At 66.9% G+C, this 14549-nt stretch carries 16 protein-coding genes; 5 read left to right on the top strand and 11 right to left on the bottom strand.

Going from position 1 to position 14549, the window contains the following annotated elements; translation table 11 throughout:
- Nucleotides 1-43: 43 nt before the first annotated feature.
- Nucleotides 44-3382: a LamG-like jellyroll fold domain-containing protein gene (locus tag AC069I_RS30220; RefSeq protein WP_478266953.1), complete on the bottom strand. Its 3339-nt coding sequence runs from the start codon at nucleotides 3380-3382 to the stop codon at nucleotides 44-46.
- 372 nt (nucleotides 3383-3754) lie between these two features.
- Here AC069I_RS30220 and AC069I_RS30215 point away from each other — a divergent pair, with 372 nt between their 5' ends.
- Nucleotides 3755-4234: a hypothetical protein gene (locus AC069I_RS30215; protein WP_478266952.1), complete on the top strand. Its 480-nt coding sequence runs from the start codon at nucleotides 3755-3757 to the stop codon at nucleotides 4232-4234.
- 348 nt (nucleotides 4235-4582) lie between these two features.
- Here the strand turns inward: AC069I_RS30215 and AC069I_RS30210 are convergent, their stop codons facing one another.
- Nucleotides 4583-4960, bottom strand: a complete 378-nt coding sequence (locus tag AC069I_RS30210) for a tyrosine-type recombinase/integrase (RefSeq protein ID WP_478267032.1) — start codon at nucleotides 4958-4960, stop codon at nucleotides 4583-4585.
- Between AC069I_RS30210 and AC069I_RS30205 the strand changes: the two genes are divergently transcribed.
- Complete coding sequence (locus tag AC069I_RS30205; protein ID WP_478266951.1) at nucleotides 4847-6169, top strand: recombinase family protein; 1323 nt, start codon at nucleotides 4847-4849, stop codon at nucleotides 6167-6169. The two genes, AC069I_RS30210 and AC069I_RS30205, sit on opposite strands and share 114 nt — an antisense overlap.
- A gap of 147 nt (nucleotides 6170-6316) precedes the next feature.
- Here the strand turns inward: AC069I_RS30205 and AC069I_RS30200 are convergent, their stop codons facing one another.
- The 6 genes from AC069I_RS30200 to AC069I_RS30175 all read right to left on the bottom strand — a co-directional run bounded on the left by AC069I_RS30200 (nucleotide 6317) and on the right by AC069I_RS30175 (nucleotide 10168).
- Nucleotides 6317-6703 (bottom strand): hypothetical protein, encoded by a 387-nt coding sequence (locus tag AC069I_RS30200; RefSeq protein ID WP_478266950.1) that lies wholly within the window; start codon nucleotides 6701-6703, stop codon nucleotides 6317-6319.
- A 174-nt stretch (nucleotides 6704-6877) separates the two neighbouring features.
- On the bottom strand, nucleotides 6878-7597 hold the full coding sequence (locus AC069I_RS30195) for a TIGR03943 family putative permease subunit (protein ID WP_478266949.1): 720 nt from the start codon (nucleotides 7595-7597) through the stop codon (nucleotides 6878-6880).
- Nucleotides 7594-8145: a copper resistance CopC family protein gene (locus tag AC069I_RS30190; protein ID WP_478229928.1), complete on the bottom strand. Its 552-nt coding sequence runs from the start codon at nucleotides 8143-8145 to the stop codon at nucleotides 7594-7596. Before AC069I_RS30190 ends, AC069I_RS30195 begins: the two co-directional genes overlap by 4 nt.
- Complete coding sequence (locus AC069I_RS30185) at nucleotides 8142-8894, bottom strand: YcnI family copper-binding membrane protein (protein WP_478266948.1); 753 nt, start codon at nucleotides 8892-8894, stop codon at nucleotides 8142-8144. Before AC069I_RS30185 ends, AC069I_RS30190 begins: the two co-directional genes overlap by 4 nt.
- A gap of 5 nt (nucleotides 8895-8899) precedes the next feature.
- Complete coding sequence (locus tag AC069I_RS30180; protein ID WP_478266947.1) at nucleotides 8900-9490, bottom strand: hypothetical protein; 591 nt, start codon at nucleotides 9488-9490, stop codon at nucleotides 8900-8902.
- Nucleotides 9491-9553: 63 nt separating this feature from the next.
- Nucleotides 9554-10168 (bottom strand): TetR/AcrR family transcriptional regulator, encoded by a 615-nt coding sequence (locus AC069I_RS30175; RefSeq protein ID WP_478266946.1) that lies wholly within the window; start codon nucleotides 10166-10168, stop codon nucleotides 9554-9556.
- 93 nt (nucleotides 10169-10261) lie between these two features.
- On the opposite strand from AC069I_RS30175, the gene AC069I_RS30170 reads away from it, so the two are divergent.
- The 3 genes from AC069I_RS30170 (at nucleotide 10262) to AC069I_RS30160 (ending at nucleotide 12451) form a co-directional block, all read left to right on the top strand.
- Nucleotides 10262-10900 (top strand): class I SAM-dependent methyltransferase, encoded by a 639-nt coding sequence (locus AC069I_RS30170; protein WP_478266945.1) that lies wholly within the window; start codon nucleotides 10262-10264, stop codon nucleotides 10898-10900.
- Between the two features lie 59 nt (nucleotides 10901-10959).
- Nucleotides 10960-11517, top strand: a complete 558-nt coding sequence (locus AC069I_RS30165) for a hypothetical protein (protein WP_478266944.1) — start codon at nucleotides 10960-10962, stop codon at nucleotides 11515-11517.
- Between the two features lie 109 nt (nucleotides 11518-11626).
- Entirely contained in the window at nucleotides 11627-12451 is an 825-nt protein-coding gene (locus AC069I_RS30160; RefSeq protein ID WP_478229931.1) for a class I SAM-dependent methyltransferase, read from the top strand.
- A gap of 19 nt (nucleotides 12452-12470) precedes the next feature.
- Here AC069I_RS30160 and AC069I_RS30155 read toward each other — a convergent pair whose 3' ends face one another.
- The 3 genes from AC069I_RS30155 to AC069I_RS30145 form a co-directional block, all read right to left on the bottom strand.
- Entirely contained in the window at nucleotides 12471-12887 is a 417-nt protein-coding gene (locus AC069I_RS30155; protein WP_478236015.1) for a Fur family transcriptional regulator, read from the bottom strand.
- A 64-nt stretch (nucleotides 12888-12951) separates the two neighbouring features.
- On the bottom strand, nucleotides 12952-13680 hold the full coding sequence (locus tag AC069I_RS30150) for a class I SAM-dependent methyltransferase (protein ID WP_478266943.1): 729 nt from the start codon (nucleotides 13678-13680) through the stop codon (nucleotides 12952-12954).
- Nucleotides 13677-14429, bottom strand: a complete 753-nt coding sequence (locus AC069I_RS30145) for a thioesterase II family protein (RefSeq protein WP_478266942.1) — start codon at nucleotides 14427-14429, stop codon at nucleotides 13677-13679. The genes AC069I_RS30150 and AC069I_RS30145 overlap by 4 nt, the downstream gene beginning before the upstream one ends.
- Between the last annotated feature and the right edge of the window lie 120 nt (nucleotides 14430-14549).

Here is a 14549-nt window from a genome sequence, read left to right as displayed (position 1 = left end):
CCGGAAAGATCAGGAAAGAAGGAATGAGTTCTGGGGGTTGCCGTTATCCCTGTGCCGGGAGCTGGCTGATCTCGCGGTCGCTCAACGCGCCGGAGTACACACGCACGTCACGGACAGCGCCGCGGAACGGGTCGACGTCCCGACCGACCCACACGCCGCCGCCGATCATCAGCTCACCGGTGCCGTTCCACCCGGTCACACCACCGAGCCGGCCGGCGAACCGGCCGTTGAGGTAAATCCGGGCTTCCTTCGTCGCGAGGTCATAAACCCCGGTCAGATGCACCCACTGCTGCGCCGACACTTCGTCCTCAGCGGGAATCCACCAGCCACCCTCACGGTCGGCCCCCAGGGAGACCAGGAAGTTCCACTTCTTGATCTCCGACCGGTACTGCAACATGAACGGTGAGAACTTGGTGTCGCGCAGGCTGACCGCGGTACGTGGAGCGCCATCAGCTTCGTCCAGGCGCACCCAAGCCGACACGGTGTACGACCGGTCGGTCCGCAAGGTGGGCCTCGGCCCGGTGACCGCGCCGGACTCGGTGCCGTAGCCCCCGGTGAACCGTGCGGCCGGATAGCCGTCGGCCTCGGTCCAGCTCGCCGTCCCGCTGAACTTCGCTTCCTGGCCGCTCAACGCTTCCTTGGTGACGGCCCCGGTTCCTTCGGCCAGGGGGTAGTGCGCACGAAGGACGGCCTGGTTCGCCAGCGCGGCCGCCTCGGTAGGCACCAGAACACGTTGATAGACACGAACATCGTCCACCGACCCCGGGAAGTAATCGCCCGTCGCGCCGTTCCAGAGCGCCGCCCCGATCTGAAGATCACCGGTCGCGGCCCAGGTGCTGGTGTAGGCGATCTCCCCGCTCAGCGCACCGTTGACATAGATCCGCAGCTTGCCCGCGCCCTGGTCGTACACTCCGGTCAGGTGCGTCCACACGCCTGTCTGCACCGCTGTCGACGACAACGCGCGTGCGTGCGTCGCACCGCCACCATCCACATCGGAACTGAACATGGCCAGCGACCACTTGCCGTCCGGCGACGCCTGTAGCTGGAACGCGCTGGTTCGCTTCCCGTCTTCGGAGACCGCCGCGGGCCAGCCACCGACCTGGTCCAGCCGGACCCACGCCGACACCGAGAAACTCTTCGAGGTGTCGACCACAGGACCGGCGTGATGCAGGCGTTTGCCCGAACCGAGAACAGCGGACTTGCCGAGATAGCCATCCGCCGTGGTGTCGACGCCGCCCACGTCCGCCAGCGTCCGCCCGTTGCCGCTGGCGTCAGCGAGGTCGCCGTCCAGCTTCCAGTGTCCGTTCAGGTTTCCCGTGAGTGGGTCGCCGGCACGGACATAGACCGGGTACTTAATGATTGGCGAGAGGTTTCCCGCACGGTCGACCGACCGGGCGAACACCGTCTGCGGCCCGTCGGTTGTGGGAGTCCAGCGAAAGACTCCGGATCCACCCAGTTTGTCCGCAGTGACCGGGGTTTTCGGGTCGTCGTTCTCTTGATCGGTGACCGACCACAGGAAGCGCTGCACGTCGGCTGTGCCGTTGGCGGAGATCGTGAAGGCTCCGGTCTGGCCGATCCCACCTGCCTGGGTGCTACCGCCTCCGGGATAGTCCTCCGACGTGACCACCGGCACCCCAGGTGGGGTCTTGTCGACCGCGAACTCACAGTTCCCCACCCACACGGACGAACTGCCACCATCACTAGCGTACATCGACCAGTTGTAGACGCCCTCGTCAGTGATCTTCCCTGCTGGAACTGTCACTTCCGCGAACGAGCCGGACGGGACGTTCCCGATCGTGGTCCACCAGATCTCACTGCTGGCCCCGAGCTTTCCCTTGTGCAACGAGAAACGCGCGGTGAGCATGCCACCGTCCGGATCGGCTACCCGCCCGCGCAGTCGCGGCGTCGGCGTGAACACGAACGGCCGCGCGTCACCGGAAGCGCACGGGATCTGGCCGCCTTCCATGCCAAGTTCCCCCGGCTTGCCCGGAATCGAGTTGTAGACCACCTCGAGCACCGGATCCAACGCGAACCGGCGCCAGTCATTTTCCGCACCCTCGTTCGCCGCTTTGAGCAGGAAGACCATGTTGGTCCAGCCGCCGTTCGCGGCATCCCGCATTGTGCTGTCGATCGCGACCTCGGCAGCACCGTCAGTCGGGCAGTACCTGGCGTTGTTGGACTTGGTGATGCCGCCAAGGCTGGCGCCGAAGCTCGGCTGATTCGCCCAGGTCGTGCCCCAATCCAGGCCACTGGCCAGGCGCAGCTCCGTCGCCCCGCCATTACAGGACCACGAGTGGACCACTCGAGGACGGACCTTCGCACGATGGATCACCTTGCCACGCATCGCCGAAACGTCGAAATTGAAGTACGACCGCGAGACGTAACCGCTCTGATAGCCCGCCTTCAGGTCACCGAGATCGCCGTCAGTGCGGTTGAAGTTGTGCTCGTTCGGCCAGGCGCTCTGCACCACAGCGTGATTCTGCTTCCCACCGGCCCACCAGTACTCCGGATCGATGACGACCGGATACACCCTCGCCGGATCACTCAGAAACTCGGCATCAGGCCGGATGATCGTCGCGTCCCTCGTGACCTCGACATCCATAGTCGCCACCGCGGACTTACCCGGAACCGGACTCACGGCCGCGCTCGACCGAGCCGTGACCGCCGCTCCCCCGCCACTGGAGTCCCACATCTTCGACGCATCCCCACCGAACACCGTCCGCCCGGCGCTGTCGACCGCCTCGATCCCACCGGTGCTCGTCTTCCGCGGCGTCACCCCGCGCGCGTGATTACGGAAAGAAATCGCCTTCAACCGCGGGTTCGCCGCCGCTTCGGGCGTTTTCACCACCAACAGCTGGCTAAAGCCCTTCGCCGTCGCAGTCACGGTCAAATCGACCCCGGGCAACACCTCGGCGTACGTGGCGACAGAGCCGTTCAGCTTCGGAGCGGGCAGGGGTCCTTCCCATCCGATACCGATCTCGCTGCCGTTCTTGGCCGCGGTGGCCAGTAGCTCGCCCTCGCCGCCATCGGCGACGCGCACATCGACGACCGCCGCCTTCGGGCCGATGGTGCCGTCAGGGCGCGCGACCAGCGTAAGGTCGACCGGAACCCACGCGTCACCGCGCCGCACCCGTTGAGGATCGAAGCTCTCCCGGCGGGTCACCGTGCCATCCGGATTGGCGAAAACCTCGGCGTACTCGGTGGTTTCCTCAGGCACCACCACGGATTTGCCGGAATTCTCCGCCGCGGCCAACGCCGCGACCACCGCAGGCGCCTCACCCGACACCGCGCCGGGCTCCGCAGCCACCGACACCCCGGAAGCGCCAACGACGAACGTCAGCGCCAAAGCCACCGCACCCAAGGCACGCCGAGCAGAGCGCACGACTTCCTCCCCAAAGTCCCACACCGAAGCAAGAAGAACGCCCCGCACTCAGCCGGCAGGCAAGCAATCTCTCGCAATGATCGGACGAATAAGTATCAACACCGATTAGTCCAGTCAAAACAAGGTAGGAAGCGCTCTCGTAAATCATCAACATGGATCCAGGTCTGACACTGATCCAAATGGACGCTTTCATCCGCCCACGTGCACGTTCACGCCATGACAAAGATGGTCGAAATGGACATTCGGACGCGTTAGCAGACCTCGCTGTGAGTAAGACAACAATCACGCGCCATCGGATCAATGCTCCATTTGGCCTCCAACACGTCGCGTCAGACCCCCTAGCAAGGCCAGCGACCGGGTAAGAATGCGGGCATGGGGTACCACCTGCAAGCCGTCGTCGCCACCCATCCTCTGCTGAGCAAACTTGTCTGCGCCGTCGACGAAGCGCATATCGTGCAGCTCGGGCAACACCTGTCACTGCTCCCCGTGACCGATGCGTTCTTCGACGCGGTCACCATCACCGACGCACTCCGGCCCAGCGAGTTCTGGAAGATGCCCGCAGGATTCGACCGCAAGCTGGCAGGTTGTTCGAAGAACGGCCCTGTTGCCTACATCGAGGCCGAGTACTTCGGAGGGGCAGGCTCGCAGAACGCACAAGTATGGGACGGCGGGCACGTTGCCCTCGGCCCGCTCCACCTCGCCGAGAACCAGCCGGCCCCACCAGACGGCAGCCCGATCTCCCAAGCGCTCCGACGCCTCGGAGTCGACAAAGGCAACCATCACGACGAGTTCGACGCAGTCGGGCTCAACCGACATCGCGACACCGACGACTGGCTCGACCACTGCGGCTGATCACGACCACCGACCGATCACCAGCATCAGGCTCACCGCCGACCGCCCGACCACGGTGCCCTGCTCTTACCACTCCGAAAAGAGGCATCGACCAAACGACAGAACTCGGCATCCGCGAGCCCGAGACGCGCCCGAGAGTTCTGAAACAGTCCGACACCAGGCGACACACCACGACACGGCGGACGCACCGCTCTTAACCAGCGGGTTCGGGGTTCGAGTCCCTGATGGCGCACAGTTCCGAATCGAAGCCCACCTGCAGGAATTCTCCGTAAAGAGGATCTTGCCGGTGGGCTTCGATCTTGGAAGGGACCGGCGTGAGGCCGAATGAGGCCGTACCCGCCACCCCCTTTATTTCTTGGCCTTCTTGCCTCGGCTCCGGCTTCCTTTCCGTCGCCGGGGAAGTTTCTTGCCTGCCTGGCCTCGCAGTGAGGTCGCAGCTTTACGGGCCGCTTCCAGTACCAGCTCCGCCGTTGCTTCCGCGGCGCTATGAGCCAGGCAGGGCAGGACGCTGGTGTAGGTGTCGGCGGTGAGCACGATGCTGGAGTGCCCGAGCATGGCCTGCACGACCTTGAGGTCGTCGTTGCCCGCGGCCAGCGACAGGCTGGCCGCGCCGTGCCGCAGGTCGTGCAACCGGATCAGCGGCAATCCCGCCTCGGCGACCAGCCGGGTGAAGGTGTGGGTCACATAGCCAGGACTGAGCGGCCCGCCGCGCCGATTGGCGAACAGGAACCCGATCAGTTCGCGTTGTGGCGGTACTACGAGCGCCTCGGCTGCGACACGATCGCCGACCGGCTGAACGCGGACCTGGACAAGTACCCACCTCCCGAGCCTCCGGGCAAGCGACGTGCACGCGGTGTTTGGGGCAGATCGAGCGTGTACGACATCCTGCGAAACCCCAAGTACACCGGCTACCAGGTCTTCAACCGTCGCGCGACCCGTTCACGCCGGGGCAAGCACAACGACCCGATCAAGTGGGTCTGGTCGCCGGCTCCTGCACACGAGCCGCTGATCCCGAAGTGGATGTACGACGCGATCAACGCAGGCTGGAAGTCCAATAAGGGCTCGCGAGACGGCACCGAACCCACGAACAAGCACCCGGCCACAGTCAGGACCTACCTGTTCCGCGGACGGATGTTCCACGAATGCGGAAGACGGATGTTCGGTGATCCACGCCATGGCCGGGCGTACTACCTCTGCAGGCCGAACAACAACAACCGCGGCAGACCGGACAGATTCGCAGACCATGAAAGGATCCTCTATCTTCGCGAGGACTCTGTACTGGACGCGGTGGCCAAGTTCTTCGCCGACCGAGTATTCGGCCCTGACCGCCGGGCGATCCTGGAAGCCGACCTCGAAGGCGTCGACGATCACGCGGCTACGGAACGCGAGGCCGAAAGGGACCGTATTCAGCGCAAGCTGGCCCAGATCGCCAAACAGCAGGCATCGATCCTGAAACAGGCGCAGCAAGGCGACCCCGACGACCCCTTCACCACCGCCCTGCGAGGTAGCTACAACAACCTGGCAGGCGAAGAGAAGCGGCTCCAGGCCAAGATCACCGAACTGGACGAAGCGGACCTTGCCGCGACACCGAAGGGGATGACGGCAGAGGACCTGCCCCTGATCGACGCACTGCCCTACCTCGCGATGAACCTCGCGTCGGCGCCGGCACCGTACCTGCAAGCGCTGTTCGAAGCCGTCCAGCTCGCCATCATGGTCCACGACGACGGCGAACATGCGACAATCACGATCAAGCTCCCGGCAGACCAGCTGCCGGAGATCACTCACGTAGCGGAAAGGATCACCGACGTGACGCCCTCCCACGAACTCCAGCGCGAAGCCGCGCCTGAGCTTGTGGGGATGTTGTCTGTGCCCCCGGAGGCATTCTCACGCCCACGACAGCTGGCTCCGACACCGAGGTTCCGTCTGTTTCGGTGACCGGATAGGCATGTGGCGACGGCAGTGAGCATCACCGAAATGGTTCAGGTCCCACAGCAGGTTGCTCTGATCGACCAATAGACCAGGTAGGTTCATTGGCCGATCGCCCGTTGTCGGTGATCGGGAGGACCCGATCACCGACAACGATCAGCTGCCGCCCGGCAGAAGATTCACGAACTGGTCGAATCCCAGATAGCCGACGCTGAAGCCGATGACCAGACCACCCCAGAAGTCCTCGATCGAGACCAACGGCTGGGCCGCACTCTTTCTGGCGAACGCAACCACGACCGCGATCGCCGCCATGAGGGATACCGCCAGTGCGGAAAAGCTTCCCCAGGCCGTGATCGTCTCCGGTGCCGAACCGAGCGTCTTCACCAGCGTGCCCAGCGTTGCGCCGGTGACGCTTCCCCAGGCGATGGAGCCGATGGCCGCTTGAATGCTGAGCTGGAACGGGATCGTGCCGGTGTGGTCGACGCCGTCGACGGAGTAGTTGACCTGGATCTGGAAGGTATGACTCAGTGGCCGGAAGAACAAGCGGGATCTGGTGCGCAGGACGAATTGCCGTACCACGTCCGGGATCGGCGACGGCGGACCGCGGGCTGTTCTCATTCCCTGTCCTGCCCGGCCACTTGCCCGCCCGGCCCGCCGATTGTACGTGCCGATACGACGTTTTCCGTGGTGGCCGAGGTGATTAATACTTTCGTCTGATCAATATTCATAACCGTCCGCGGGCGCTGAAATAGAACGGGCGTCGACGACCTTCATGGTGGGCGTGTATCTGTTCGCCTTGGTCGCGGTCGACGGAATCATCGTGCCGGTCCCGGTCAACCATTGATCGTCGCGCCACGGCGGCAATCGATCTCCGGCGAGCATCGTGTGCACCGGGAACGTGTCGGCCGCGCAACATCCCATGACGATCCGGGCCAGGTACGGCCTTCCCTTTCTGTCATGGACGATGAAGCCGGTCAGCTCGACGACCCGGCCGTTGAGGGTCCCAGCGCTGTCCCAGCCCGCGCGGGTGACCAAGTCCGAGAATCGCATTCGAACCGGGTCACCAGGCGGCAGCGGCGCGAAAGGCACCTTCCCCGTGTCATCGGCGATCGGTGCGGTCACGGTTCGGGAACCGGCTCGGTTGACTGAATCCGAACCCAGCGCCGGCGGAACGATCAGGAAGATCGCGAGGACCGGCAGAAGCATCAGCCAGGTACTGCGGGTGCGGTGTTCGTGCTCGTGTCCGGCGCCCGCCGACGCCTTGGCTCCGCGGATGTCTCTCACGATCGCGACGACGGCGAGCGCCACGGCGGTGAAGCCGGCTCCGACCAGCCAAGGCGCCATGCCCGGCTTCACGTAGCGAAGGTAGGTGCCGTCGAACGTGATCTTGATCAGCGCTCCCCCGATCAGGAGGAGCCACCCCGCCGGTGCGTTCACGCCCGCCGCCGGACGAGCCAGATCGCCACGCCGACGGCCACGAGCAGCGCCGCGCCGCCGCCGAGGACCCAGCCGAGTGCCGACGAACCCTCGGACTCCGGGGCTTGTTCGGCCGCGGTCACCGAGGAGGTGGCGGTGACCGGTGGAGTGGTCGACGATGCCACTGTGGTGGTCGTGGTCGGCGCCGGAGCGGCGACGGCGAACTTCACTGCTCCGCTCACCCGATGCCCGTCGATCGACCGCAACTTGTAGTTCAACACGAAGGAACCGTTGGACAGCGCGGGCAATGGCTGTGTCACCACTCGCTCAGCCGTCGTGGGAGCGGGCAGTGTCAGCGGCTGCGAGTCCGGCCCGGTCAGGGTGATCGCCGCCGACGAGAGATCCACTGGTTCGCTGAAGGTGAGCGTGGCCGCGGCCGGTGCCACGGTCAACGACGATCCCTCGGCCGGATCGCTGCTCTCCAGCCTCGCGGTCGCGTTCGCCGGAGCGGTCCCGAGCAGCCCGAGCGCCAACGCGGTGGCCACCACGGCAATCAGACGGCTGATCACGACTTCTCCTTGGCCGCCCGGCGGCCGCGCATTGTCGCACCGACTCCGAAGCCGAGCGCGAGCGCGGCGACGGCCAGCGCGATGCCCGAGAGCCAGAGTGACGAGTCGTCCCGCTCGGGCGCTATGGCGGTCTGTGCCGAATTCCCGTTCGCTGCCTGTCCGGCGCCGTTCGCGGCGAGTTTCAGCACAGGCGCCGGATCCTCCGGCTCCGTCCCGTCCGGAGCGGGAGGATTGGCCCAGTTGGCGACCTTGCCGTCGTCGTAGGTCTGAGCGGCCGGGATGACGAGTTTGTCGGTGTTCTCTGGGAGCCCGGAGACGTAGAGGGCGAAGTTCCCGTACTGGTCAGGGCCGATGCGCACGCCCGGCTCAGCCGTCCAGGTGACCGAGCGGACGGCCTCGGTGACCTCCCTGGCGCCGACCTTCACCGGCTGGTCGAGCTTTGCGCGGGTGATCTGCACCGTCCACCCCTGCTTCGGTTCGGCGCGAACCGAGCTGATCGGGAACTCCGCCGGCAGGGTCAGCGCCAGCTTGACGGTGCCCGCCGAAGCGGATTCGTTGGGTACGCGGAAGGTGATCTCGGTGGATCCTGCCTTGCTGATCTCACCGGGTGTGACGCTGACATGCGCGGCGGCTGTGCCGGTGAGGACGAGCAGAGCGGCTCCGCAGGCCGCGGTGATGGTGGCCGATCGCGACGCCGCTGTTCCGGCTCGCGTGCGTCCGGGCAGCCCGGACAGGTCGAAAGAAGACATGGTTGTCACAGCTCCTGGGAAAGTGTGAAGAACCCGCCGCCTGACCAGCAGCGAGCACAAGGAATTCCGTCAGAGCCGGAAAGGGGGCCCGCGCCTGCCGTGCTCCCGCCGGAGCACCACCTCATGCGCGGGGACCAGCGTCGGAACGACGGCCACCCAGAGCGGCCGCAATGCGGGCAACACCGACGAGCGTCGCGGGAGCAACGCCGCGCCACCGCGAAGAGCACGGCGTCAGCGCGCGCGAGCACGAGCCCGATGAGCACGGCGGCGCAGACGTGGCCCGCGATCATCGACCAGCTCGGCCACGCGAGACCGTGGTGATGGCCGAGACCGGACAGCCAGGACAGCATCAGATGCAGTGCCGCCTGGGTCCCGCCGAGCGTGGCGACGACGACCGGCACGCTGCGCTGCCGGTCCGCCAGTGAAGTGCCACCAGTGGCGATGAGCGCGGTGAGCAGCAGGGCGCTGCCCGTGTCCGGAAGTTCGCCTGCCGCGGCGACGTGGCCCGCGTAGCTGAGCGCCGTGGACGTCACCGCGAACACGCACCCGCGCACGGCGCGCAGGACGCCACGCGTGATCGGCGCGACGGAGTCCATGGGCGGCAGCCTAAACCGAACCCCCTCCGGCGACCAGCGACACCGCACGCTGGAAGCGATCCGTCACCTGCCGGGCGATGCCACCCGGAACATCTCCAGCGCCATGTCGATCATCCGCCGGTCGACCTCGAGTTCACCATCGACGGCACGGCGAAGCGGTCGAGCGGACACGAACGAGATCAGCCACCACGCCGCCGCGTCGGCGTCCAAATCGGCACGAAGCTGCCCGGCCTGACTGCCTCGTTCGAGCAGCGCGGCGAAACCGCGGACCACCCTCCCGATCGCGGTCCGACTGGCTTCCGCGACAGCGGGATCCACGTCGGCGGCGCTGCCCTCGGCGAACAGCACCCCCAGCGATCCCGGCGCGTGCAGGGCGTCGATGTGTTCGGGCTCCAGCAAGGTGCGCAGCACGTCCGGCACAGACAGTTCGGATGTTCGCAGGGAGTCCAGGAATCCGATCGCCGTATCGGCCGCGCGGTCGAGCACGGCCGCGAACAAGCGTGCCTTGGAGCCGAAGTTCTGGAACACCACGGGTTCGCTGACCCCGATCCGCGCGGCGATGTCGGAAACCTTGGCCCGGGAGTACCCGTACTCGCTGAACACGGTGGTCGCCGCGGTCAGGATCGTGTCGCGGCGCTGCTCGGCGGTCAGCCGGACGCGGCCGGAAGTCGGGGTCACCCGGTCATCGTAACCGCCTACCACTCGAACTTAGTTGCCGCTAAGTTAGCTTGGAGACAGTAACTTAGTCACAACTAAGTAGCGAGGTGTGCGATGGGAATCGGACGAATGCTGGTCGGACATGGCGGCCACCGGGAACACGGCACACTGATCACGCATCCGGGCTGGTACGAAGCGCTGAGCCGGATCGGGTTCCGCGGGCGCACCCGCCTGTACCGGGAGCTGGTGCGATTGTCGGCAGCACAAAGCGGCGATCGGGTCCTCGACGTCGGATGCGGGACAGGACATCTCGCCGGAATCGCGGCGCGCGCGGTCGCACCGGACGGGCAAGTGCTCGGGGTCGACGCGTCGGCGGAGATGATCGGGTTCGCCCGCGCCAAGGCCGCGCCGGAGTGCCGGTTCGAGGTGGGCACCGCACAGGAATTGCCCGGGAGCGACGGCGAGTTCGACGTCGTGCTCTCCAGCCTGATGCTGCATCACCTGCCGGACGGCGGCCAGGCCGCGGCGCTGCGGGAGATGCGGCGGGTACTGCGCGCCGGCGGACGGCTCGCCCTCGCCGATTTCCGGCCGCCCCGGTCGTCACTCGGCAGGCATCTGGTCGGATTGGCATCCGGGCCGCGGATGCTGGACGACCCCGACGGGCGTCTCCCCGGACTCATCCGGGAAGCCGGTTTTACCGTTGAGGCGCAAGGAGAACTCGGCTGGCTGTCCTATGTCACGGCGGTCCGCTGACCGTCAGCGGGCGGCACTTGGCGGAACCGGCCGGTCCGCGCGGCACGTAAGCTGCGAATGTGGCACGGGACAGCGCAGGCCTTCCGGTGGCGGTGAACGCTGCCCGCAGCATCGTGCTGGCCGGCGCGGCGGCGGCGCTCGGGCTCGCCGCCCACGTTCTCGGCGGGGGCGTCGTTCCCAACATCGGGATGGCGCTGGCCATCGGTGGCGTGATCGGGTGGGCGGGCACCGCCATCGCCGACCGCAGCCGAGGACCGGTCGCCGCGATCGGGGCGCTGGCGGCCACGCAGGGCGTCCTGCACGCCGTTCTCCTGCTCCCCTCGCACCTGACCCACCTCCACATCGCCCCGGTCCTGACTGAGATCGATCCGGTCCAGCTTTTCGGCGCGCACGCGCTCGCCGTCGTGCTGCTCGGCCTCCTGCTCACCCGCGCCGATACCGCGGCGATCGCGCTGCGTGGCCTGGTGTGGCGGGCGCTCGGCTGGATTCCGGCGCCGGTCGCCACCTCCCATCCCCCGTTGCGAGCACTGGTTCTCCGTGCGGCGGAACCGAACATCATGACGGCAGTCCTGCTGCGACGCGCTCGTCCGCGGCGTGGGCCCCCTGTCTTTCGCTGAGGTTTCTTACCCACCCGTTGCTCCTGAGACGTGCGACGGCCTCACCGCACGGATGTCCCCGAACCGTTTCGGCGCGGGCATCCGTGACCTTCAGCGAAAGGCTTCACCCATGGCAGAAAGACCGAACGCCCTCGCCCGCGGCAAGCGGCTCGCCAGCACCGCGGAGGACCTCCTGCAGCGCGCTCTGGTGACCGCGGGCCTCCGGCAACCCGATTCGGCGATCGCCGCCGACGCGCAGGACTACTGGCGACGACCGGCGGGCTCCCGCTGGGCGGCCGACTCCCACTGGCGCGACGCCCCGGTCTTCCGGGACAACGACCTGTGGCACCGGATCGGCGCGGATCACCTCGCCCTGTTCGAAGCCGGCGCCCGCATGGCCGAGTTCGCCCGGCCTTGGAACCGGATCGTCGAATGGGGCTGCGGCGGCGGGGCCAACGCGGTCCACTTCGCCCCGGGTGCCAAGGAGTTCATCGGAGTCGACATCTCTCGCGATTCCCTTGCCGAATGCGGTAAGCAGGTCGCGAAAGTCTGCGAGACCCCCTTCCATCCGGTGGCCATCGAGGTCGCCGACCCGGAAGCCGCGCTCGGACAGATCGACGGCCTCTGCGACGTGTTTCTGTCCTTCTACGTCTTCGAGCTGATCCCGTCGCCGGAGTACGGCGAGCGGCTCCTGCGCATCGCCCACGGCCTTCTCGCGCCCGGTGGCCTGGCCCTGATCCAGATCAAGTACGACACCGGCAGCTGGCTCACCAAACCACGACGCCGCGCCTACCGCCGCGGACTGGCGAACATGACGACCTACCCGATCAACGAGTTCTGGGAACTCTCCGAACGCTGCGGCTTCACTCCCCAGACGGTCCGGCTGGTACCACGCAACGACCTCGACGAACGCTACGCGTACTTCTTCCTGGCCAAGGAGCCCACCGTCGTCTGAGCGCGTCCGTGGTCCGGCGTCACCGCGCCGGACCACGGGAACCGCCGACGCTCTCTTCTCCGCAGGCACCGCAGACACCGACGACGTCGACCATGTGACTGACATAGCGATATCCGTGCTCCGCAGCCACATCACCGGCCCACGTCGAGATGGAGTTCTCCGCGACTTCGACGGTGTACCCGCACGAACGGCACACTACGTGGTAGTGCGGTTCGTCCGAGCAGTACCGATACAGGGTCTCACCACCGATCCTGAGCACGTCGGCCTTGCCTGCTTCGACCATGGACTGCAAATTTCGGTAGACCGTCGACAGCCCGATCGTCTCCCCGCGCGTACGCAGCTGCGCGTAGAGGGCCTGTGCGGATCGAAAACGGCTCTCGGACTTCAGCAATGACGCCACCACAGCCTTCTGCCGCGTCGAACGCTCCTTCACCACCGACAACTGCAATCCACCTCGTTCCGGACCACACTCACGCACCACCGTGGCGACGGGCAAGACGTCAGATTCGAGTGATCGTGTACAGCTCGTGGTCCGGGTTGGTGACCGTGAGCCGGAGGCCGTACTTGGCGACTTCGTCCGCCAGCGCCGACGCGGTGATCACATGCCAAAGATCGGATGCGGTCAGCTCGGTGACGACGTTTCCTCGCTGATCGACCCGGTAGGTCATATTCCAGGTGACGGCGTCCGGACCGGCGGGTTCGGCGGCGGCGACGCCGAGGTACTCCCGGCCACCGATGCGCACCTGCGCCATGGGGGTCGCGGGGATGGCGACAGCTGTCGTAGGTGGCTGCAAGTTGAGGATCGCCCGTCCGCCGGGAGTGAGACGGTTGGCGAGCATGCCCCACAAGGCTTGGCGTTCCCTGGGATCGAAGTGGCCGAGCACGTTCATCGCGAGGACAACGGAGAGCCGGTCCGGCAGTGGCGCGACGAGCGCGTCGGCGCCGAGGACGGTGACGCGGCGGGCGAGGTCGTCGTCCTCGACGCACCGGGTGAGCAGCGCCGTCCGCAGGGCCGGATTCGGCTCGATGGCGATGACGTCGGCACCGGGCAGCGCGGCCGCGAGGACAGCGGTGCCGAGCCCGGTCCCGGCGCCGACGTCGACGACCGGCCCACCGCTGGTGTCCACACCGGACAGTGCGTCGGTGAGCACCGGGCCCAGGCCGGTCCATGCCTGCCGGAGCAGCACGGCGACGTACTCCGCGGTCCGGTGGTAGAAATCCTCGGTCATGCGGTTCCTTCCGCGAGCGGGCCGACGGCCGTGACGACCGCGGCGATCGTGGCCGCGGGGTGGTCGAAGACGTGGAAGTGGTCACCGGGCACGAACACCGCCCGGAACTCGGCGCGGGTGTATCCCGCCCAGGCGTGCACGTGCGCGGACGTCAGTTCGCCGTCGTCGACGCCGGTCAGTGCTGTGATGGGACACGCCAGCCGTTCCCTGCCCATGACCGGCCGGTAGGTCTCGTTGACGGCGTAATCGGCGCGCAGGATGGGCAGCAGGTAGTCGCCGCCGAGCGCGGCCATCGACGTCGGCCGCTCGCCTCGCAGTCGCGCGATCTCGGCGGCCAGTTCGGCGTCCGGCGCGGTGTGGAAGCTGTCGCGCCGATGCTGGTGCGGCGTCTCCTTGCCCGATACGACCAGATGCCCCGCGTTCCCCAGCGCGCACGCGGCTTCGTAGGCGATGGTCGCGCCGAGGCTGTGCCCGAAGAGGACAGTCGGCCGATCGGCCAACGCGGTCAGCCCGGGCAGGAGATCCGCGACGACACCGGACATCGTCGTCTGCGCCGGTTCGCCCCAGCGGTCCTCGCGGCCGGGGAGCTGGGCGGCGTGCAGTTCGATCCACGGCGGCAGCAGTTCCGTCCACGGCCGGAACGCGCTCGCCGCTGCGCCCGCGTGGGCGAAGCACAGTAGCCGCATCCGGGCATCGGGGTTCGGCGCGGGGCATCGCCACGTCCTGACCGCCGGCTCGGCGCGATTCATGCGTCCCCCTTCATTCGACACACAGAGTGTTCGTCCACACGGAGCAATACTGCTCCATCAGATGAAAATGATAGCCGTTTTCGTGTATGAAGGACAGCGCGTGACGGTTTCCGCCGTTTC

The organism is Amycolatopsis sp. NPDC043885 (assembly GCF_056435685.1).
The sequence above is the reverse complement of the archived record's forward strand: the minus strand, read 5'-3'. Positions and strand labels throughout refer to the sequence as shown.

Bases quoted from the DNA above. Each gene is read 5' to 3' on its own strand.
- AC069I_RS30185 (WP_478266948.1), bottom strand. From the start codon at position 8,894: ATGTCTTCTTTCGACCTGTCCGGGCTGCCCGGACGCACGCGAGCCGGA.
- AC069I_RS30160 (WP_478229931.1), top strand. From the start codon at position 11,627: ATGGCAGAAAGACCGAACGCCCTCGCCCGCGGCAAGCGGCTCGCCAGC.
- AC069I_RS30150 (WP_478266943.1), bottom strand. From the start codon at position 13,680: ATGACCGAGGATTTCTACCACCGGACCGCGGAGTACGTCGCCGTGCTG.
- AC069I_RS30180 (WP_478266947.1), bottom strand. From the start codon at position 9,490: ATGGACTCCGTCGCGCCGATCACGCGTGGCGTCCTGCGCGCCGTGCGC.
- AC069I_RS30170 (WP_478266945.1), top strand. From the start codon at position 10,262: ATGGGAATCGGACGAATGCTGGTCGGACATGGCGGCCACCGGGAACAC.
- AC069I_RS30215 (WP_478266952.1), top strand. From the start codon at position 3,755: ATGGGGTACCACCTGCAAGCCGTCGTCGCCACCCATCCTCTGCTGAGC.
- AC069I_RS30145 (WP_478266942.1), bottom strand. From the start codon at position 14,429: ATGAATCGCGCCGAGCCGGCGGTCAGGACGTGGCGATGCCCCGCGCCG.